A 15,562-nucleotide genomic window follows, 5' to 3' on the forward strand; every position below is an offset into this window, starting at 1 on the left:
AGGGGGCGGGGATGAAAACCGGGTGGCAACCCCGGTAGAATGCCCCCATGCCGCGCCTCGTGGCCTTGGTGAAGGGAAGGGTGCAAGGGGTGGGGTACCGGGCCTTCGCCCAGAAGAAGGCCCTGGAGCTCGGCCTTTCCGGCTACGCCGAGAACCTCCCGGACGGCCGGGTGGAGGTGGTGGCCGAAGGCCCCAAGGAGGCCCTGGAGCTCTTCCTCCACCACCTCAAGCAAGGCCCCCGCCTCGCCCGGGTGGAGGCGGTGGAGGTCCAGTGGGGGGAGGAGGCGGGGCTAAAGGGCTTTCACGTGTACTGAGCCCAGGCCTGGGGACGGACCCCGAGGTCCAGCAGGGCCCGGGCGAGGGCCTCCTTGAGCTCCTTAAGCCCCGTCCCCTTGAGGGCGGACACGGGGACGCCCCCCAGGCGCTCCCCCAGGAAGTAGAGGTCGTAGGGGGCCGCCCGGTCCGCCTTGTTGAGGGCGAGGACCACGGGGGCCTCCACCCCGAGGTCCAAAAGCAGGTCCCGCACCACCCGATGCCGCTCCAGCGCCCCCTCCTCCGAGGCGTCCAGGACGTGGACCAGGACGTCCGCCTCCCTCACCTCCTCCAGGGTCGCCCGGAAGGCGGTGAGGAGCTCTTCCGGCATGTGGCGGATGAAGCCCACGGTGTCGGTGAAGAGGACCTCCCCCACCCCGGGGAGGAAGCCCCTGCGGGTGAGGGGCCTTAGAGTGGCGAAGAGCTTGTCCTCCCCCTCCTCCCCGGCACGGGTTAAGGCGCGGAGGAGGGTGGTCTTGCCGGCGTTGGTGTAGCCCACCACCGCCACCAAGGGCACGCCCCGCCGCTTCCGCTTCTGCCTCGCCTCCTGGCGGCGGAGGGCGTAGTCCTGGAGCTTGCGGGAGAGGTGGGCGATCCGGTCCTGGAGGCGGCGCCGGTCCACCTCCAGCTTCGTCTCCCCGGGGCCCCGGGTCCCGATCCCGCCCCCGAGGCGGCTCATCTCCTTCCCCTTCCCCACGAGCCGGGGGAGGAGGTAACGGAGCTGGGCCAGCTCCACCTGGGCCTGGGCCTCAGGGGTCTTGGCGTGGAGGGCGAAGATGTCCAGGATGAGCTGGGTCCGGTCCAGGACCTTGAGGCCCGTGACCCGCTCGATCTCCCGGGCCTGGGCCGGGGTGAGGTCCACGCCGAAGATGAGGGTGGAGGCGTTCTCGTGGTAAGCCAGGCTCTTGAGCTCCTCCAGCTTGCCGAGGCCCACCAGGTACCGCGGGTCCAGGCTCTTGCGGAAGACCAGGATCTGCCTCACCGGCACGCCCCCCGCGGTCCGGGTCAGCTCGGCGAGCTCCCGCAAGACCGCCTCCGCCTCCGGGCCCTCCCCCGTGTCCACCCCCACCAGGAGGGCCCGCTCCCCGCTCCCGTCCCGGACCTCGAGGACCCGGGCCTGGCGGGAAAGCTCCTCTTCCAGGGCCATGACCTCGCCCCAGAGGTCCAGGTCCAGGTACTGGTGGAAGGGCTTGGGCGGCAGGACCCGCCAGTCCTCCTCCAGGGCCCTGGGCGGCGAGAGGAAGGCGAGGTGCAAAAGGCCCGGCCGCCCGTCCGCCTCCACCTCCAAGGCGGCCAGGTTGTCCAGCCGCCTGAGGAAGAGGACGGAGAGGTCGGGCCGGGAAAGCCCCCCGGGGCCCAGGTGGGTGTGGAGGAGGCGGTAGCCGGAAAGCCGCCTCTCGCTCCACCCCTCCTCGGGGAAGGGCACGTCCTTGGCGTCCCCCACGGCCACCCGCACCACCCGTCCCTCCCGGTCCAGGACGAGGCTCAAGGGCCTCCCTACCTCGGCGGAGAGGGCCGCCAGGGTGTGGGCGAGCTCCGGGGTGAGGACCCGGTCCTTGGGGAGGCGCCTCCGGTACAGGTTGGAAATCCGCTTCAGTTCGCTCTTCTTGAGCCCTTGCGTGCGCCCGAAAACCTTATCCAATCCGCTCCCATTATAGCAGGAAGGCCGGTAAGATGGGGCGGGTGGTCCTCTGGCTTCTCCTCCTCGCCCTCCTTCCGGCCTACGCCCAGGAGACCTACGACTGGATCGTGGTCCTGGGGGCGGCCCAGTACGGGGGCAGGCCCTCCCCCGCCCTGGAGCGCCGCCTCGAGGCCGCCCTTGCCCTTTACCAAAGGGGCCTCGCCCCCAAAATCGCCGTAGCCGGGGGAAAGGCCAAAGGGGACCTTTGGAGCGAAGGAGAGGTGGGCTGCCGCCACCTCATGGCCCGGGGCGTGCCCGAAGAGGCCCTTTTCTGCGAAACCCGAAGCCGGAGCACCTACGAGAACCTCCTCTTCCTTAAACCCCACCTCGAGGGGCGCCTCCTCCTCGTCACCGACGCCCCGCACCTCCCCCGGGCCCTCTTCCTGGCCCGGCTTTTGGGCCTGGAGGCCGAGGGGTACCCCGTGCCCGGGAACTACCCCCTGGGCTACTGGGCCAAGGAGGCCCTTTACCGCCTCTGGCTCTACCTGGGCCTAAGGCCTCAGGGCGTCTTCTCCAGCCGCTTCAACGCCTCCAGATAGCCCTCAAAGAGGGCCCTCACCTGGCCGAGGAAGAGGGCCTTCTCCTGGCGGGCCCGCTCAATCTCCGCCCGGAGGCGCTTAAGCTCCTCGGCGGCCTCCTGGAGGAGCCTTTCCTTGGCGGCCTGGGCCTCCTTACGCAAAAGCTCCGCCTCCCGCTCCGCCTGGGCCTTGAGCTCCCGGGCGATCCGCTCGGCGGCCACCACCGCCCGCTTGAGCTCCCCCTCCGCCTCCTTGAGGCGGGCGTTCTCCTCCTCCAGGGCCCGAAGGCGCTCCTTCAGGGCCTCGTTCTCCTGGATGAGGGCCTCCATGGCCTCGGCGACCCGGGCCAGGTACTCCCGCACCGCCCCCCGGTGGTAGCCGCGAAAGGCCCTGGGGAACTCCTGGTAGCGTACGTCCAAGGGCGAAAGGTCCATGAACGCCCCTAGTCTACAAAAAGGGCCCGGCCCACGCGCACCAAGGTGGCCCCCTCCTCCACGGCCCACTCGTAATCGTCGGACATACCCATGGAGCGCTCGGGCAGGCCGTAGCGGTCGGCGAGCTGCGAAAGCCTCCGGAAGATGGGGCGCACCACCGCCTCGGGGCCGATGGGGGGCACGGTCATGAGGCCCAGCACCTCGAGGTGGGGCATCTCCCCTAGGCGGGCCATGAGCTCGGGGAGCTCCTCCTCCAAAACCCCGTGCTTCTGAGGCTCCCGGCCCAGGTTCACCTCCACCAGAACCTTAAGCCGCACCCCTGCCTTCTCTCCCACCTTCTCCAAGGTCTCCGCCAGGCGCAGGGAGTCCAGGGAGTGAACGAGGGTGAAGCGAGGAGCGAACTTGGCCTTGTTGCGCTGCAGGTGGCCGATGAGGTGCCACTCCGCCTGGAGGAGGTCCATCTTCTTCAGGGCCTCCTGGACCCGGCTCTCCCCCAGGGGAAAGGCTCCGTAGCGGAGAACCTTCTCCTGGATTTCCTCCACCGAGCGCCCCTTGGTCACCGCCACGAGGCGGACCTCCTCGGGCCTCCGCCCCGCACGGCGGCAGGCCTGCGCGATGCGCTCCAGAACCTGGGGAAGCCCCATGCGCCCTCACCTCCCGCACCCCGCCGCAAGGCCCCTTCCCGGGAGGTGAGGGCGCCATGCGGCCTCAGAGCGCGGCGAGGATTCCCCGCACATACCGGCGGAAAACCGGGCCCGTCTCCGCGGCCACGCGCAAGACCTCCTCCTCCGTGGCGTGGTGCTCCCGTTCGGGCACGGCCATGTCGGTGATGGTGGATAGGCCAAGAACCCGGGCGCCCAGGTGGCGGAGGGCGATGACCTCGGGCACGGTGGACATACCGATGGCGTCCGCCCCAAGCTCCCGCAGAACCTTAAGCTCCGCCCGGCTGGCGAAGCTCGGCCCCATGAACCAGGCGTAGACCCCCTCAAAGAGGTGGAGGTCCTGCCTGCGCGCCACCTTGCGGGCGAGCTCTATGAGTTCCGGGTCGTAGGCCTCAAACATCACCGGGAAGCGGGGGCCAAGCCGCTCGTCGTTTTTGCCCCTAAGGGGGTTCGCCCCGGCGAAGTTGATGTAGTCCAGGTGGAGCATGATCCCCCCCGCCCGAAACCTGGGGTTAAGCCCCCCGGCGGCGGAGGTGAGGATAAAGGTCTTGCCCCCCAGGAAAAAACCCACCCGCACAGGGAAGACCACCTCCTCGGCGGAGTAGCCCTCGTAGTAGTGGACCCGGCCCTTGTAGACCAAGACGGGCTTGCCCTCGAGGCGCCCCAGGATGAGCCTCCCGGCGTGCCCCGGGGCGGTGGAGACGGGGAAGTGGGGGATCTCCCCGTAGGGGATCTCCGCCACCTTCTCAACCTCGTCGGCCAAGGGGCCAAGCCCCGAGCCCAAAACCAGGCCCACCTCGGGGACGAAGTCCGTCTTGGAGCGGACGTAGGCCACGGCCTCCTGGATCTTGTCGTAAAGCTCCATACCCGGCATTTTACTCTCACGCAAGCTTAACGGCCTTTGGGTAAGCTGCCGGCCATGAAGCGGCTTCTCGCCCTGGGCCTTCTGGCCCTTACGGCCCTCGCGGCCCCCCTACGGGAAATCGTGGTGGAGGGGGCGGACCCCGTCCTCCAAGCCCTGGCCCGGGCCGCCCTCCCCTTCGGAGTGGGGGACGAGCCCCAGGACCTGGAGGCCGCAAGGCGGGCCATCCTGGAAACGGGGTACTTCCGGGACGTCCGGCTCGCCCTGGAGGGGGATGTCCTCAAGATCGTCCTCGTCCCCAACCCCCCCATCGCCGCGGTCCGGGTGGAGACCGAGGCCTTCCCCGAGGAGCGGCTCCTCGCTTTCCTGGAGCAGAACTTCGCCATTGGCAAGGGGGCGACCTACAACCCCGTCCGCGCCCAAGAGGCCGCGGAGGCCCTGGCCCGGGCCTACCGGCAGGCGGGCTTCCCCTTCACCCCCAAGGTGGCGGTGGAGGCCAAGGAGGACAAGGAGGGGATCGCCCTCACCTTCCGGGTGGAGGAGCGTCCGGAGGTGAAGGCGGTGCGCCTCCAGGGGGTAAGCCTTCTCCCCGAGGAGGAGCTCCGCAAGGGCCTCGAGGCCCTCAAGGGAAGCTTTGACTTCGCCAAGTACCAGGAGGCCCTGAGGACCATCGCCAGGCGGTACGAGGAGGCGGGCTACCGCTTTAGCGGCCCCGACCCCCAGGCCTCCACCCTGGAGGAGGGCGTCCTCACCGTGCGGGTGCGGGAGCTCAAGGTGGCCCGGGTGGAGGGGGAGGGCCTGGACCTCGAGGGCTTCCCCCTGAAGCCCGGGGACTACCTCAACTACGCCAAGCTCCTGGAAGGGGTCCAGGACCTCTCCCGGAAGCTCTCCCGCGTGGTGAACTTCACCCTCCTCCCCCAGGGAGACGAGGTGGTGGTGCTCCTGGAGCTCGGCCCGGAGGGGGGAAGGATTGAGCGGGTGGAGGTCTCGGGGAACACCGCCCTTCCCGCCGAGGCCCTCCTCGGCCTCCTCCGCCTCAAACCCGGGGAGGTCTACACCCCCGCCCTCGCCCAGGAGGACGCGGCCCGCGTGGCCGAGCGCTACCGGGAGGAGGGCTACGAGGTGGCGGACGTCCGCTACAGCTTCCAGGACGGGGTCTACCGCCTGGAGGTGGTGGAGCTCAAGATCGGGGGGTACCGCCTGGAGTGGCAGGGAGGCCACCGCACCCGGGACGAGGTCGTCCTGCGGGAGCTTCCCAAGCCGGGAAGCCTCCTGAACGTCCAGGGGCTCAGGAAGGCCATCGCCCGCCTCATGGCCACGGGGCTCCTCGCCGAGCCGCCCCGCGTCTCCCTCGCCCCCGGGGAGAAGCCGGACGAGGCCGTGGTGGTCCTGGGCCTCAAGGAGGCGCGGACCGGCCTCTTCCAGCCCGCCATCGGCTGGAGCTCCCTAGAGGGCTGGTCGGGAAGCCTCTCCTTTAAGGAGACCAACCTCTTCGGCCTGGCCCACCAGGTGAGCCTGGACCTCGCCTTCATCCAGAACGACGCCCGGGACAACCTCTCCTTCGCCGCTGCCTACACCGTCCCCTGGCTCTACCTGGACTACCTGGACCTCAAGGAGGTGCGCACCAGCCTGGCCTTCAGCCTCTACAGCACCCCCATCGGCAACACCAAGCTCCTGGACGGGACCACGGACACGGGCTGGGAGTACACGGAGCGGCGCACCGGGGCGTCCCTCTCCCTAAGCCGCCCCCTCTCCCGCGACCTCAGCAACCTGCGAACCTCCCTGGGGCTTTCCCTCCGGCGCTCCACCTACCTCCTGGAGGTCTATGACCCCAACGCCCCCTGCGACGCCACCGGCCAGGACACAAGCCGCCCCTGCGACCCCCAGAGCGCCAGCACCTACAAGGACCCCACCTACGTGCGCACCCTCCTCCCGGACGCAGGCTGGACCGTCCGCCTGGACACCACCCTGGCCTACCTGGACGTGGACGACCCCCGGTTCCGCACCCAGGGGTATGAGGCGAGCCTCGCCACCGGCCTCGGCCTCTCCCTGCCCGACGCAGGCGGGCGGAGCTTCTTCGTCCCCCTGGTGGCCACGGGCAAGACCTACGTGCCCCTGGACGCGGAAAAGCGCCAGGCCCTCGCCTTCCGCCTCTCCGCGGGGACCCTCTTGGGCTACCCGCCGGAAAGCGAGCGCTTCTACCTCTCCGGAGGCGGCTCCGAGGCCCTCCTCCTCCGGGGCTACGAGGACCGCAAGTACGGGGGCCTCTCCTTCGCCACCGCGAGCGTGGAGTACCGCTACGACTTCCGCCTCTCCCCCCAAGGGGGCACCAACCTCTACGGCATCCTCTTCACCGACCTCGGCCTCGCCGACAACACCGGGGGGGTGAAGTGGGGCGCGGGGATCGGGGTCCAGCTGGATTTGGACGTCTTCGGGGCCCTCCTCCCCTCCCTGCGGCTGGACTACGCCTTCAGCCCCGAAAGCCCCACGGGGCGGATCCACTTCCGCATCGGGCCCATGTTCTAAGGGGCCTCGAGGGGCATACTGGTCTTAACCGCCATGAAGGCCTACCTCGGCCTTTACACCGCCAGGCTGGAGACCCCGGCCCGGAGCCTCAAGGAAAAGCGGGCCCTCATCAAGCCGGCCCTGGAGAGGCTCAAGGCCCGCTTCCCCGTCTCCGCGGCAAGGCTTTACGGCCTGGACGCCTGGGGCTACGAGGTCGTGGGCTTCACCCTCCTCGGCAACGACCCCGGCTGGGTGGAGGAGACGATGCGGGCCGCGGCCCGCTTCCTGGCGGAGGCAGGGGGGTTCCAGGTGGCCCTGGAGGAGTTCCGCCTCGAGGCCTTTGAGCTGGACGGGCTCCTCTAGACCCGCTCCACCGCGAAGGCCACCGACCCCCCGGTCCCGTGGCAGATGGCGGCGAGGCCCCGCTCTTCTCCCTTCGCCCGCAGGGCGTTGAGAAGCGTGACCAGGATCCTCGCCCCACTCGCTCCGATGGGGTGGCCCAAGGCCACCGCCCCTCCGAAGACGTTGAGCCGCTCGTAAGGGACGTCCAGAAGGCGGCTGAAGAGGACGTTGTTCAGGGCGAAGGCCTCGTTGTTCTCAAAGAGGCCGAAGTCGGAAAGGCGCATCCCCAGCCGGTCCAAAAGCCTTTTGGCGGCGGGGATGGGGGCCTCGGGGAAGCGCCAGGGCTCCCCGGCAGCCCAGGCCCCACCTAAAACCCTGGCCAGGGGCTTTAAGCCGTGGGCCTTCACCGCCTCCTCGGAGGCGAGGAGGAGGGCCGCCGCCCCGTCGGAGATTTGGCTAGAGTTCCCCGCCGTGAGGACCCCATCCTTCTTGAAGGCGGGCCTCAGGGCGGCGAGGGACTCCAGGGTGGTCTCCGGCCGGATCCCCTCGTCCCGGTCCACCACCACCGGGACCTTCCTCCCTTGGACCTCCATGGGAGCGATCTCCCAGGCGAAGAGGCCCTTCTCCGTAGCCTCTGCCGCCCTTTTGTGGGAGAGGTAGGCGGCCTCGTCAATCTCCTGCCGCGTCACCCCGTGGTCCTGGGCGAGCCGTTCCGCCTGCTCCCCCATGGCCTCCCCGGTGAAGGGGTCGGAAAGCCCGTCCCTGAGGAGGATGTCCTGGAGGTTTTCCGGAGCGCCCAAGAGGAACTTGTACCCCCACCGCGCCCGGTGGGAGAGGTAGAAGCCCGCCTGGCTCATGGACTCCATCCCCCGGCGAGGACCAGGTGGGCCTCCCCGGTGCGGAGGAACTGGACGGCGTTGAGCGCCGCCATCATCCCCGAGGCGCAGACCATGTCCACCTGGTACCCGTCCACCTCCTTGGGGATGCCCGCCTTCAGGGCCGCCTGCCGGGGGAGGAGCTGCCCATGCCCGGCCCTGAGGACGTTGCCGAAGATGTAGAGGTCCAAGGCCTTTCCCTCCACCCCCGCCCGGACTAAGGCCTCCCGCATGGCGTGGGCGCCGAGGTCCACGGGGCTTACGTCCTTGAAGACCCCCCCGAACTTGCCGATGGGGGTCCTCACCGCGGCGACAACGTACACCTCGCGCATGCCCCCATCATACGCCGAACCTTGGGGTAGAATCCCCTTGGGAGGTGCCCTGTGGAATACCGGATTGAGCGGGACACCATGGGCGAGGTGCGGGTGCCGGCGGACAAGTACTGGGGCGCGCAGACCCAGCGCTCCCTGGAGAACTTCAGGATCGGGACCGACCGCTTCCGCATGCCCCTGGAGATCATCCGGGCCTACGGGATGCTGAAGAAGGCGGCCGCGAGAGCCAATCTGGAGCTCGGGGAGCTCCCCGAGGAGATCGCCAAGGCCATTATCCAGGCGGCGGAGGAGGTGGTCCAGGGGAAGTGGGACGACCACTTCCCCCTGGTGGTCTTCCAGACGGGAAGCGGCACCCAGACCAACATGAACGTCAACGAGGTCATCGCTAACCGGGCCTCGGAGATCCTGGGGAAGCCCCTGGGGAGCAAGTACGTCCACCCCAACGACCACGTGAACCGAGGGCAGAGCTCCAACGACACCTTCCCCACCGCCATGTACGTGGCCGTGGCCTTGGCGCTCCACCAGAGGCTCTATCCCGCGGTGGAGGGCCTGATCCGGACCTTTACGGCCAAGGCCCAGGCCTTTGACCACATCGTCAAGGTGGGGCGGACCCACCTGATGGACGCCGTGCCCATCACCCTCGGACAGGAGATCGGCAGCTGGGCCGCCCAGCTCAAGACCACCCTCGCCGCCGTCAAGGAGATGGAAAAGGGCCTTTACAACCTCGCCATCGGCGGAACGGCGGTGGGCACGGGCTTAAACGCCCACCCCCGCTTTGGGGAGCTCGTGGCCAAGTACCTCGCAGAGGAAACGGGGCTCCCCTTCCGGGTGGCGGAGAACCGCTTCGCCGCCCTGGCGGCCCACGACGAGCTGGTCAACGTCATGGGGGCCATCCGCACCCTGGCCGGGGCCCTCATGAAGATCGGCAACGACGTCCGCTGGCTCGCCTCCGGCCCTTACGCGGGCATCGGGGAGATCACCATCCCCGCCAACGAGCCCGGCTCCTCCATCATGCCCGGGAAGGTCAACCCCACCCAGGTGGAGGCCCTCACCATGGTGGTGGTCCGGGTCTTTGGCAACGACCACACCGTGGCCTTCGCGGGAAGCCAGGGGAACTTCCAGCTCAACGTCTACAAGCCGGTGATGGCCTACAGCACCCTGGAGAGCATCAACCTCCTCGCGGACGCCGTGGCCTCCTTTGACGCCCACCTGGCCCAGGGGATTGAGCCCAACCTGGAGCGGATTGAGGAGCACCTGCAGAAAAACCCCATGCTGGCCACCGCCCTCAACAAGGCCATCGGCTACGACAAGGCGGCGGAGATCGTCAAGAAGGCCCTCAAGGAGAAGAAGACCCTGAAGCAGGCGGCCCTCGAGCTCGGCTACCTCACGGAGGAGGAGTTTGACCGCATCGTGGTGCCCTTAAAGCTCGCCAAGCCTCACGAGGGCTAAGGCCACCCCCAGGGGCCTTTGTGAGCAAGCCCACCCCCGCTGGGGGTGGGCCCTTTATAGTGGGCTTTGGGAGGTGAAGTATGCCGTATCCGTTCAAGCTTCCGGAGCTAGGCTACCCCTACGAGGCCCTCGAGCCCCACATCGACGCTAGGACCATGGAGATCCACCACCAGAAGCATCACGGAGCCTACGTCAACAACCTCAACGCCGCCCTGGAGAAGTACCCCTACCTGCACGGGGTGGAGGTGGAGGTCCTCCTGAGGCACCTCGCCGCCCTTCCCCAAGACATCCAGACCGCCGTGCGCAACAACGGGGGTGGCCACCTTAACCACAGCCTCTTCTGGAAGCTCCTCACGCCCGGGGGTCTAAGGAGCCCGTGGGGGAGCTGAAGAAGGCCATTGACGAGCAGTTTGGGGGCTTTGCCACCCTTAAGGAGAAGCTCACCCAGGCGGCCATGGGCCGGTTCGGCTCGGGCTGGGCCTGGCTCGTCAAGGACCCCTTCGGCAAGCTCCACGTCCTCTCCACCCCCAACCAGGACAACCCCGTGATGGAGGGCTTCACCCCCATCGTGGGCATTGACGTCTGGGAGCACGCCTACTACCTCAAGTACCAGAACCGCCGGGCCGACTACCTCCAGGCTATCTGGAACGTCCTCAACTGGGACGTGGCCGAGGAGTTCTTCAAGAAGGCCTAAACCCTGGAGGGTCCTACGGGGCGGCGAGAAGCCGCCCCATTATGTCTTCCAGGGCCCCAAGGGCTTCCCTAAGCCGCCAGGCCCCCCGATCCCGCACCCCGGCGGGGTTGGAGACGGCCCTTAGCTCCGCCCCTCTAACCCCCAAGGCCAGGCAGGCCCGGGCGAAGGCCGCCCCCTCCATGTTCTCCAGGGAGGCCCCCCACCTCCGAGCCAGGGCCAAAGCCTCCGCTGGGGTCTCCGAAACAAGGTCCCGGGTGAGGCCCACCGCCACCTTCAAGCCAAGCGTTTGGGCGAGCGCTTGGGTGAGGCCGGAATCCAGGGGAAAGCGGTTGAAGTAGCGCCTTTCCCCAAGGGCCAAGGCGGGGAAGCCCAAAGGCTCAAGCCCCTCCTTGAGGCCAAGATCCGCCTCCACCTCCTCCCCCACCAAGACTGCCTCGCCCAAAGCGGGCCCCCCGGGGTAGGCCCCGGCAATACCGAAGAGGAGGGCCTTTTCCACGGGGTTCTTGGCGGCGTAGGCCGCGAGGGCCATGGCGGCGTTCACCTTGCCGATTCCCGTCTCCAGGTAGACGAAGCCCTTTCCCTTAAGGCCCTTCCAGGCCAGGAAGGCGAAGGGCTCCCCTTTGAGGAACGGGGCCTCGAGGCGGGTGGGGGAAAGGAGGAGCCACACTACTCCACCACCCTAAAGCCCAAAGCCTCGGCCCGCTCCACGAAGAACTGGATGTTCTCCGCCCTGACCTCCCCCCCGAGGCTTTTCCGGTCAAAGGCCTCCTCCGCCGCCAGGATCATGGTCTCGGCAAGGCAGGCGGGGACCTGGTCGGGGGCGCCGAAGTGGAGGTCCAGGGTGGCCCTCGCCTCCCCGGGAAGCCGCACCACCCCCCCGGGGATGACCCGCACCCCGGGCACCTCCCTGACGGAGGGGTGGACGTCGGGGGGACGCCCTCGTCGTAGATCCAGGCCCCGGGCTTCACGTGCTCGGGGTAGATCACGGGGTTGGGGTCGCTGGTGGCGGTGAAGACGAGGTCCGCCTCCCGGATGGCGGCGACCTCCGTGGTCGCCACCAGCTCGGGGGCCTCCCCCTTTCTTTCCAGGTTCTTCCTGAGGCTTTCCGCCGCCCGCTCAAGCCTTTCCAGGTCCCGCCCCACCAGGATGAGCCGCCCCACGTAGGGGGCGATCTGGCGGGCGATGCCGAAGGCCACCACCCCGTTCGCCCCCACCACGGCCGCCGTGACGGCCTTCAGGTCCTTGCCGCTTTGGGCGAAGTGGGCGAGGATCCTGGGGATGGCCGCGCGGACGGTGCCCGCGGTGTAGGCCCCGCCGTTCGTCACCTCAATGCCCGGCACGGCCTCCTGCACCCTCTTCCCCTTCTCCCCCACCACGCTCCAGAAGGCCCCGAGGCCCACCACCGTGGCCCCGAGCTCCTTGGCGAGCCTTGCCCCCTGGATGGCCCGCCGCACGGCGAGCTCCGGCTTGGCCTTGATCTGGTGGGGCAAAAGGGGGGCGGAGAGGAGGTGGCAGAGGACCTCCCGCCCGTCCGCCGTCCGCACCCCCCGCACCTCCCCCACCTTCATGGGGCGGAAGCGCTCGGCGAGGCGCTCTATCCACTCCTGCCTGAGGAGGCCCAGGCGCACCAGGGGCCTGAGCCAGCGGAAGCGGGGGCTTTGCCAGAAGTCCTCCAGGGTCAGGGGGTGGATGAGGAAGGCGCAGACCACCTGCTTCTCCGAGGGGAGGGGCAGGGGGTCGCCGAGCTTGGGCTCCGTGCCCTCGAGGATCCGCCCCAGGTTCTCCTTGTAGCGCCAGAGGGCGAGGAGAAGAAGGGCAAAGGCGAGGAACTTTTCCCCAAGGCCAAACCCCCCGAAGAGCACCACCCCCAAAAGCCCCAGGGGAAGCCCCAAGGCGGCCAAGGAGGCGTAGCCGGTGAGGGCGTAGAGGACGAGCCCCAAGGCCACGGGGACAAGGCCCAGGGCGGGGGGGAGGGGAAGGCCCGCCAGCACCCCCAGAAGCACCCCCGCCCCCTTGGCCCTTAGGGGCCAGGGGTCCCGGAAGAAGAGGGGGTAGAGGTGGCCCAGGTAGACCGCCACCCCCAAGGCGAGAAGCCCGGCAAAGTCCAGCCCCAAGGCCCGCCCCAGGAGGAGGGGCAGGTAGCCCTTGAGGAAGTCCAGGAGGAAGGAGAGGAGGAGAAGGCCCAGGCCCAGGCGCCTCAGGGCGCTTTCCAGGCCCAGGGTGTAGGGGCTTGCCGTGCGCAGGTCCACCCCGCGCCGTTTGGCGAGCCAGTACCCCAAAGGCAACGCCCCCACGAGGTAGGCGAGGGGAAGAAGAAGCGCGGTCATCGCAGGTAGTTTAGCCCGGCCACCGCCCCCCCCGTGAGGAGGAAGACGATGAGGCCCGCCGCCAGCACCCCCAAGGAGATGGCAAGGAGGGCGTAGCGCCGCCTAAGGCCTAGGACCACCGCCAGCACCGCCCCGCTCCAGGCCCCGGTGCCGGGAAGGGGCAGGGCCACGAAGACAAAGAGGCCCAAAGCCCCAAGCCTTTGCACCTGCTCCTCTCCCCGAAGGCGCACCCGGGCCTCGAGGGCCTCCCAAGCCCGGGCCAGAAGGGGCACCCGGGTGAGGAGCCCCACCGCCCAGGGGAGGAACGCCATGGCCACGGGGGCCACCAGAAGGTTGCCGAGGAGGCTCAGCCAAAAGGCCTTGGCCAGGGGCATCCCCAGGGCCACGCCCAAGGGGATGGCTCCCCGGAGCTCCACCACCGGTAAGGCGGCCACCAGGATCACATAAAGCTCAGGCGGCATAACGGGAAAAGCCCGCCGCCTTCTCCGCCGCGGGGCAGGAGAAAGACGGCGGGCGAAGCGCCAGCACCCTTCAGGCCCGGGCGGCCTTGGCCTTCTCCACCAGCTCAGCGAAAGCCTGGGGCTCCCGCACCGCCAGGTCGGCCAGCACCTTGCGGTCCAGCTCCACCCCCGCCTTCTTCAGGCCGTGGATGAAGCTGGAGTAGTTCAGCCCGTGCTGGCGGCAAGCGGCGTTGATCCGCACGATCCAGAGCCTGCGGAAGTCCCGCTTCCTGCGCTTGCGGTGGGCGTAGGCGTAGTTCCCCGCGGCAAACAGGGTCTCCCGGGCCTTGCGGAAGCTCTTGGAGCGCAGGCCCCAGTACCCCTTGGCCAGCTTCAGGATCTTCTTGTGCTTCCTGCGGCGGACGACACCGGTCTTGGCGCGCGGCATCCTCTACCCCCTTACTCGTAGGGGAGGAGGAGCTTGATCCGCTCCGCCTCCGGCTTGGCCAGGACGAACTTCCGCCCCTTCTGGCGGATCTCCTTCCCAGACTTCTTCCGGTTGAGGTGCCGCTTCCCCGTCTTCATGGCCACGACCTTGCCCGAAGCGGTGATCTTGACCCGCTTCTTGGCGCCCTTGTGGGTCTTCATCTTCGGCATATCCACTCCTCCGCTCTGGGAAGCGCCCCCGAAAGGGGGTCTTGGGTGCTCCCCAAAGCCCCCCCACTATACCAAAGGCCCCTAGGAGGGGTCTAGGCGGAGACCTTCACCGGGGCGAGAAGCATGTTCATGTCCCGGCCCAGCATCTCGGGTTTCATCTCCACCACGGCCAAGTCCTTGAGGTCCTCGGCCACGCGGTTGAGGATCCTCTCCCGAGCTCGGGGTGGGCCACCTCCCGTCCCCGGAACATGATGGTCACCTTGACCTTGTGGCCCTCCTGCAGGAAGCGCTTGATATGGCCCAGCTTGGTCTGATAGTCGTGCTCGTCAATCTTCACCCGGAACTTGATGGACTTGACCTCGGTGCGCTTAGCCTTCTTCCGGGCCTCCTTCTCCGCCATCTGCTGCTCGTAGCGCCACTTGGAGTAGTCCATGATCCGGGCCACGGGCGGATCGGCGTTGGGGCCCACCAGGACCAGGTCCAGGTCCTGCTCCTGGGCCAAGCGCAGGGCCTCCCGGGTGTCCATGATGCCGAGCTGCTTGCCGTCGGGACCGACGACGCGAACCTGTTTGGCGCGTATGCGTTCGTTGGTCAGGTACTCCTTTATCTACATCACCTCCCAGCCCGCTCCGTTCCTCGGTCAAAGGGTTTGCGGGCTAAGGTGAAGTCTAGCAAGAAACCCCCTCGGCTACAATGGGGCCATGGTCCAGGTAGAAAAAGGCCGCGTGGCCGTGGTCTTTCTTAACGACCCGGAAAGGCGCAACCCCCTCTCCCCGGAGATGGCCTTAAGCCTCCTCCAGGCCCTGGACGACCTGGAGGCCGACCCTGGGGTGCGGGCGGTGGTCCTCACGGGAAGGGGCAAGGCCTTTAGCGCCGGGGCGGACCTCGCCTTCTTGGAAAGGGTCACGGAGCTCGGCGCCGAGGAGAACTACCGCCACTCCCTCTCCCTCATGCGCCTCTTCCACCGCGTCTACACCTACCCCAAGCCCACGGTGGCCGCGGTGAACGGCCCGGCGGTGGCCGGGGGGCGGGGCTCGCCCTGGCTTGCGACCTGGTGGTCATGGACGAGGAGGCGCGGCTCGGCTACACCGAGGTGAAGATCGGCTTCGTGGCCGCCTTGGTCTCGGTGATCCTGGTGCGGGCCGTGGGGGAGAAGGCCGCCAAGGACCTCCTCCTCACGGGGAGGCTCGTGGGGGCAGAGGAGGCCAAGGCCCTGGGCCTGGCAAACCGCATCGCCCCCCCGGAAAAGCCCTGGAGGAGGCGAAGGCCTTAGCGGAGGAGGTGGCGAAGAACGCCCCCACCTCCCTCCGCCTCACCAAGGAGCTCCTCCTCTCCTTGCCGGGGATGGGCCTCGAGGACGGCTTCCGCCTCGCCGCCTTGGCCAACGCCTGGGTGCGGGAGACCGGGGACCTGAGGGAGGGGATCCGGGCCTTCTTTGAGAAGCGGCCGCCCAGGTTCTGAGTAGACTCTCC

At 68.6% G+C, this 15,562-nt stretch carries 14 protein-coding genes and 5 pseudogenes; 8 read left to right on the forward strand and 11 right to left on the reverse strand.

What is annotated here, in order from left to right:
* Nucleotides 1–47: 47 nt before the first annotated feature.
* A complete protein-coding gene (locus AV541_RS07850) occupies nucleotides 48–314 on the forward strand; it encodes an acylphosphatase (protein ID WP_008631905.1) in 267 nt (88 codons plus the stop codon).
* On the opposite strand, the gene hflX is transcribed toward AV541_RS07850, so the two are convergent.
* Nucleotides 302–1,954: a GTPase HflX gene (gene hflX / locus AV541_RS07855; protein WP_060384639.1), complete on the reverse strand. Its 1,653-nt coding sequence runs from the start codon at nucleotides 1,952–1,954 to the stop codon at nucleotides 302–304. The two genes, AV541_RS07850 and hflX, sit on opposite strands and share 13 nt — an antisense overlap.
* A 32-nt stretch (nucleotides 1,955–1,986) precedes the next feature.
* On the opposite strand from hflX, the gene AV541_RS07860 reads away from it, so the two are divergent.
* Nucleotides 1,987–2,532 (forward strand): YdcF family protein, encoded by a 546-nt coding sequence (locus AV541_RS07860; protein ID WP_060384640.1) that lies wholly within the window; start codon nucleotides 1,987–1,989, stop codon nucleotides 2,530–2,532.
* On the opposite strand, the gene AV541_RS07865 is transcribed toward AV541_RS07860, so the two are convergent.
* The 3 genes from AV541_RS07865 to AV541_RS07875 form a co-directional block, all read right to left on the reverse strand.
* Nucleotides 2,493–2,945 (reverse strand): DivIVA domain-containing protein, encoded by a 453-nt coding sequence (locus AV541_RS07865; protein ID WP_060384641.1) that lies wholly within the window; start codon nucleotides 2,943–2,945, stop codon nucleotides 2,493–2,495. The genes AV541_RS07860 and AV541_RS07865 overlap by 40 nt on opposite strands.
* An 8-nt stretch (nucleotides 2,946–2,953) precedes the next feature.
* Nucleotides 2,954–3,589, reverse strand: coding sequence for a YggS family pyridoxal phosphate-dependent enzyme (locus AV541_RS07870; RefSeq protein ID WP_060384642.1), 636 nt, complete (start codon nucleotides 3,587–3,589; stop codon nucleotides 2,954–2,956).
* Between the two features lie 64 nt (nucleotides 3,590–3,653).
* Nucleotides 3,654–4,481 carry a purine-nucleoside phosphorylase gene (locus AV541_RS07875; protein WP_082709662.1) on the reverse strand — a complete coding sequence of 276 codons (828 nt, stop codon included), beginning with the start codon at nucleotides 4,479–4,481 and terminating at the stop codon, nucleotides 3,654–3,656.
* Nucleotides 4,482–4,526: 45 nt separating this feature from the next.
* On the opposite strand from AV541_RS07875, the gene AV541_RS07880 reads away from it, so the two are divergent.
* Both AV541_RS07880 and AV541_RS07885 read left to right on the forward strand, forming a co-directional pair.
* The gene (locus AV541_RS07880; RefSeq protein WP_060384644.1) at nucleotides 4,527–6,995 is read left to right on the forward strand and encodes a BamA/OMP85 family outer membrane protein; all 2,469 of its coding nucleotides are present in this window, start codon (nucleotides 4,527–4,529) and stop codon (nucleotides 6,993–6,995) included.
* A 33-nt stretch (nucleotides 6,996–7,028) separates the two neighbouring features.
* Nucleotides 7,029–7,337 (forward strand): DUF503 domain-containing protein, encoded by a 309-nt coding sequence (locus tag AV541_RS07885; protein ID WP_060384645.1) that lies wholly within the window; start codon nucleotides 7,029–7,031, stop codon nucleotides 7,335–7,337.
* On the opposite strand, the pseudogene AV541_RS07890 reads toward AV541_RS07885, so the two are convergent.
* Nucleotides 7,334–8,523 (reverse strand): annotated as a pseudogene (locus AV541_RS07890) (thiolase family protein). The gene AV541_RS07885 and the pseudogene AV541_RS07890 sit on opposite strands and share 4 nt — an antisense overlap.
* A 51-nt stretch (nucleotides 8,524–8,574) precedes the next feature.
* Here AV541_RS07890 and fumC point away from each other — a divergent pair.
* Both fumC and AV541_RS07900 read left to right on the forward strand, forming a co-directional pair.
* Nucleotides 8,575–9,972, forward strand: coding sequence for a class II fumarate hydratase (gene fumC / locus AV541_RS07895; protein ID WP_060384646.1), 1,398 nt, complete (start codon nucleotides 8,575–8,577; stop codon nucleotides 9,970–9,972).
* An 80-nt stretch (nucleotides 9,973–10,052) separates the two neighbouring features.
* A pseudogene (locus AV541_RS07900) lies at nucleotides 10,053–10,666 on the forward strand (superoxide dismutase).
* Between the two features lie 13 nt (nucleotides 10,667–10,679).
* Here AV541_RS07900 and mqnB read toward each other — a convergent pair.
* The 6 genes and pseudogenes from mqnB to infC form a co-directional block, all read right to left on the reverse strand.
* Nucleotides 10,680–11,333 (reverse strand): futalosine hydrolase, encoded by a 654-nt coding sequence (gene mqnB, locus AV541_RS07905; protein WP_060384647.1) that lies wholly within the window; start codon nucleotides 11,331–11,333, stop codon nucleotides 10,680–10,682.
* Nucleotides 11,333–12,993, reverse strand: a pseudogene (locus AV541_RS07910) (glycerol-3-phosphate acyltransferase). The gene mqnB and the pseudogene AV541_RS07910 overlap by 1 nt, the downstream one beginning before the upstream one ends.
* Nucleotides 12,990–13,454 (reverse strand): COG2426 family protein, encoded by a 465-nt coding sequence (locus tag AV541_RS07915; RefSeq protein ID WP_008631885.1) that lies wholly within the window; start codon nucleotides 13,452–13,454, stop codon nucleotides 12,990–12,992. The pseudogene AV541_RS07910 and the gene AV541_RS07915 overlap by 4 nt, the downstream one beginning before the upstream one ends.
* 70 nt (nucleotides 13,455–13,524) lie before the next feature.
* Nucleotides 13,525–13,881 carry a 50S ribosomal protein L20 gene (gene rplT, locus AV541_RS07920; protein WP_008631882.1) on the reverse strand — a complete coding sequence of 119 codons (357 nt, stop codon included), beginning with the start codon at nucleotides 13,879–13,881 and terminating at the stop codon, nucleotides 13,525–13,527.
* Nucleotides 13,882–13,892: 11 nt separating this feature from the next.
* Nucleotides 13,893–14,090 (reverse strand): 50S ribosomal protein L35, encoded by a 198-nt coding sequence (gene rpmI / locus AV541_RS07925; RefSeq protein WP_008631875.1) that lies wholly within the window; start codon nucleotides 14,088–14,090, stop codon nucleotides 13,893–13,895.
* A gap of 92 nt (nucleotides 14,091–14,182) precedes the next feature.
* Nucleotides 14,183–14,697 (reverse strand): annotated as a pseudogene (gene infC, locus AV541_RS07930) (translation initiation factor IF-3).
* Between the two features lie 94 nt (nucleotides 14,698–14,791).
* On the opposite strand from infC, the pseudogene AV541_RS07935 reads away from it, so the two are divergent.
* Nucleotides 14,792–15,363 (forward strand): annotated as a pseudogene (locus tag AV541_RS07935) (enoyl-CoA hydratase/isomerase family protein).
* 8 nt (nucleotides 15,364–15,371) lie between these two features.
* Nucleotides 15,372–15,551, forward strand: a complete 180-nt coding sequence (locus tag AV541_RS12595; protein ID WP_244880507.1) for an enoyl-CoA hydratase/isomerase family protein — start codon at nucleotides 15,372–15,374, stop codon at nucleotides 15,549–15,551.
* The last annotated feature ends 11 nt before the right edge of the window (nucleotides 15,552–15,562 follow it).

The organism is Thermus parvatiensis (assembly GCF_001535545.1).
GTDB lineage: Bacteria > Deinococcota > Deinococci > Deinococcales > Thermaceae > Thermus > Thermus parvatiensis.